At 61.8% G+C, this 3,223-nt stretch carries 2 protein-coding genes; one reads left to right on the top strand and one right to left on the bottom strand.

Going from position 1 to position 3,223, the window contains the following annotated elements; all coding sequences use genetic code 11:
• Positions 1 to 1,481, bottom strand: a 1,481-nt coding sequence (locus ACTOXK_RS11715) for a molybdopterin-dependent oxidoreductase (protein WP_482279971.1), incomplete at its 3' end; no start/stop codon positions are given.
• Positions 1,482 to 1,751: 270 nt separating this feature from the next.
• Here ACTOXK_RS11715 and ACTOXK_RS11720 point away from each other — a divergent pair.
• Positions 1,752 to 3,223: sensor histidine kinase (locus ACTOXK_RS11720; protein WP_482279972.1), on the top strand; the 1,472-nt coding region annotated here is incomplete at its 3' end.

A 3,223-nucleotide genomic window follows, 5' to 3' on the forward strand; every position in this document is an offset into this window, starting at 1 on the left:
TTGCCGCAATCAACCCACATAAAGTTGATCTTAGTGGGCTTGTCCTCAAGCACCATCTCACCAAAGTGCGGGAAGGGAATAGGCTCGTACTGGCCGGCGTCGGGATTGCTCTCGAAGGCCTGGCCCGACGGCACGAGCGCCGCAGACCCGCCGGCGTCGTACATACCGTCGCCTTCATGGCCGATATGCCCGCAGAACAGCGCCAGATACACCTGGGTTGCCGTGGCGTAAGCACCGTTTTCAGTACGCTGATAGCCGCCCATATTCTGGATGATAATGGCCTTCTCGGCGTTGGCGTAATCGCGAGCGATGCGGGCGATGTCGTCGTAGGAGCAGCCGGTCTCGGCCTCGACGGCCTCCTTGCCCCACTTGTCAGCCTCGGCCTTAACGAGGTCGTAAATGGTCACGTAATCCTTGGCGATGTCGGTACCCTCCACGGAAAGCGGGGGCGTCACGCCCGCGGCGTCGTGGGCCACGAGCTTCTTGGACGCCGGGTCGTAGACCTGGTAAGTGGTGTCGTCGGCAGGATCGGTGAAGGCCGGGGCGTTAGTCTTCTTGTCGATGAGGCAGGGAGCCGTGGTGTGGGCAATAAGGTACTCCTCATCGGCGAGGCCCTCGTCGATGACCACCTTCAGCATAGCCAGAGCCACGGCGGAGTCGGTACCGGGCCAGGGCTGAATCCACTCCTGGGACTTGTCGGCAGTTTCGGAAAGGAACGGATCGATGGTGCACAGGGTGCCGCCGTTGTCCATCATTTTCTGGAAGCGACCGAAATAGCCAGTCATGGTGACGACGGGATTGTTGCCCCAGGCGATAATATAATCGGCTTTCTCCAGCTCGTTGCGCAACGGCGTGGTGCGGCTGCCGAGCACGGTGCCGAGACCCGAATCGATGCCAGCGCAGCAGAAGTTGCCGGAAATGGCGGTGGTGCCGCCGAGCCAAGAGCCCAGCGTGCCCATGGCGCTCGTCAGCGAGCTGAAGTTCCCCGAGCCGCCTTGGACAATGATAGACTGGCTTCCGCCGTTGTCCAGGGCATACCGCAGCTTCTCCTCGATGAGGTCGTAAGCCTCGTCCCAAGAAATCTCCTCGAAGTTGCCGGAGCCCTTCTCGCCCACGAGCTTCAAAGGCTTGGTGAGTCGCTTCTCGGAGTTGCACATTTCCACGCGGGCGAAACCACGAGCGCAAGCGGGGCTCTCGTTCACCTCGCCGCTCTCTACCTTCACCAGCTTTCCGTCGCGCACATAGCCCTTCAGCAGGTGATGCTGGCACTCCGGCGAGCAGCAGCCGTACACCAACTCGCAGTCGGCAAACTCGTCCTCGCCGGTGAAGGACAAAACTTCCCCGCCGGAAGCCTCGTCTTTCGGCTCGGCCGTCGGCGCGCATCCTGCTAGGCCCGCCACAGCTGCAGTTGCTGCGGCAGCACCTACGAAGGCGCGGCGGCTGATCTTGGGATCGCGTGCGCATTCGACGTTCTTCGTCATAGAACTCTCCTCCCTCATATACGGTTCTCCTCCGCGAGCCGCGTCGCTTCCGGCTGTTCGCCATCAGACGCCGGGGCGGCCCTCCTCGGCCGAAACCCCGCTCGCTGCCCTTCATTCTGCCGTCGACGGGCCGCTATTTCAATGGCAGTCCACGGAACTTTTCATTAAGAATTCGGAGCAAATATTAAAAAAGAATTACCTTCTGCCGCAGCCATTTCGCCGCCCTTCTTCATCGGGCATAATAGTGGGGTTGATAACGAGGGGGACGCAATGTCGGATGCACCGCAGCAACGATCATTCCGCTTCGGCATACGCTTTAAGATCGCCGTGTTCATCGGCGTTATTATGATTGCGCTCATGGCCATCGACATTGTGTGGAACCTGTCGCTGCAAACCGCCCAGGCCGAAAACGAGGCCCGCGAAAAGGCAGAGGTGCTGGCCGCCGAGATGCGCGCCGCCTGGGACTTCGTCGACATGAACCAAAACGCCATCAACCGTGCTGAAGACGGCAGCTTCCGCACGAAGCACCTCGTGTGCGTGGTGGCGGCGAAATCCATCTCCATGTTGTTCACTACGGAAACCGACTATTCCATCCGCTTCACCAACGACACGCCGCGCCAGCAGGCCAATGCGCCGGACCCCTTCGAGCAGGAGGCCCTGGACGCCTTCAACGCCGACCCCGACCTGCGCGCCTTTTGGCGTGTGGAAAGCGCGAACGACGGAAGCCGGGTGTTCCGCTACACCGAGCCTTTGTACGTGACCAAATCGTGCCTGGAATGCCACGGCGAGCCAGTGGGCGAGCTGGACCAGTACGGCTACCCGAAGGAAGGCATGCAGGTGGGAGCCGTGGGCGGCGCCATGTCCATCACCGAGCCTATGGACATTTACGCCGACGGCATCCAGAACAGCGTGACGCAGCAGGTGGTCATGGTGTTCTTCGTGATGGTGGCCGCCTTCGCCGCCGTGTATTTCGTCACGAGCCGACTGGTGCTGCGGCCCATCGACGAGCTGCGCACGGCCGCCAAATCGGTGGCCGAAGGCGATTTCTGCTGCAGCGCAGATGCGACGGAGCCCCGCACCGGGAAAGACGAAGCGAAACCGAGCGCCGCACCGCGCCGGCACCAGCGAGTGCAGGGCGAGCGGAAAGGACGCCTGCCATCGAACGGCGCGGAGGGTGGCGGCCTGTGGGGCGCCCCCGACGAACTGACCGAGCTCACGGGCGAGTTCGACCGCATGGCCCGCGACCTGCAAATTCTCTACGAAGACCTGGAGGGCCAGGTGCGGGAGAAAACCGATGACCTCATGGTGCTCAACGACCTGCTGAACTACCAGAAGCGCGAGCTGAAAGTAGCCCTGGATCGCCTGGGCGAAGAGGTGGCCTACAAGAACGAGTTCTTCGCCATTGTGAGCCACGAGCTGCGCACGCCGCTCACGAGTATCCTGGCCTACGCCCGCATCCTGAACGCCGACACAAGCTTAGCACCCAAGACCCGTGAAGCCGTAGCCGAAATTGAGTCGAACGCCACCCTGCTCCTGAACATGGTGAACAACATCCTGGTCATTTCCAAGCACGCGGCCCAGAAGGACGAGCTGTTGCCCGAGCCCGTGGATTTCGTGGACTTAGCCCAGTTCGTGCGCAAGGCCCTGGCTCCCATCGCCGCCGCCAAGGATGTGAAACTGACCTGCTCGGTGGCCCCCGACGTGCCGCTTTCCATGGCTGACTGGGAAAAGCTGCGGCGCGT

This window comes from Adlercreutzia sp. (assembly GCF_056795635.1).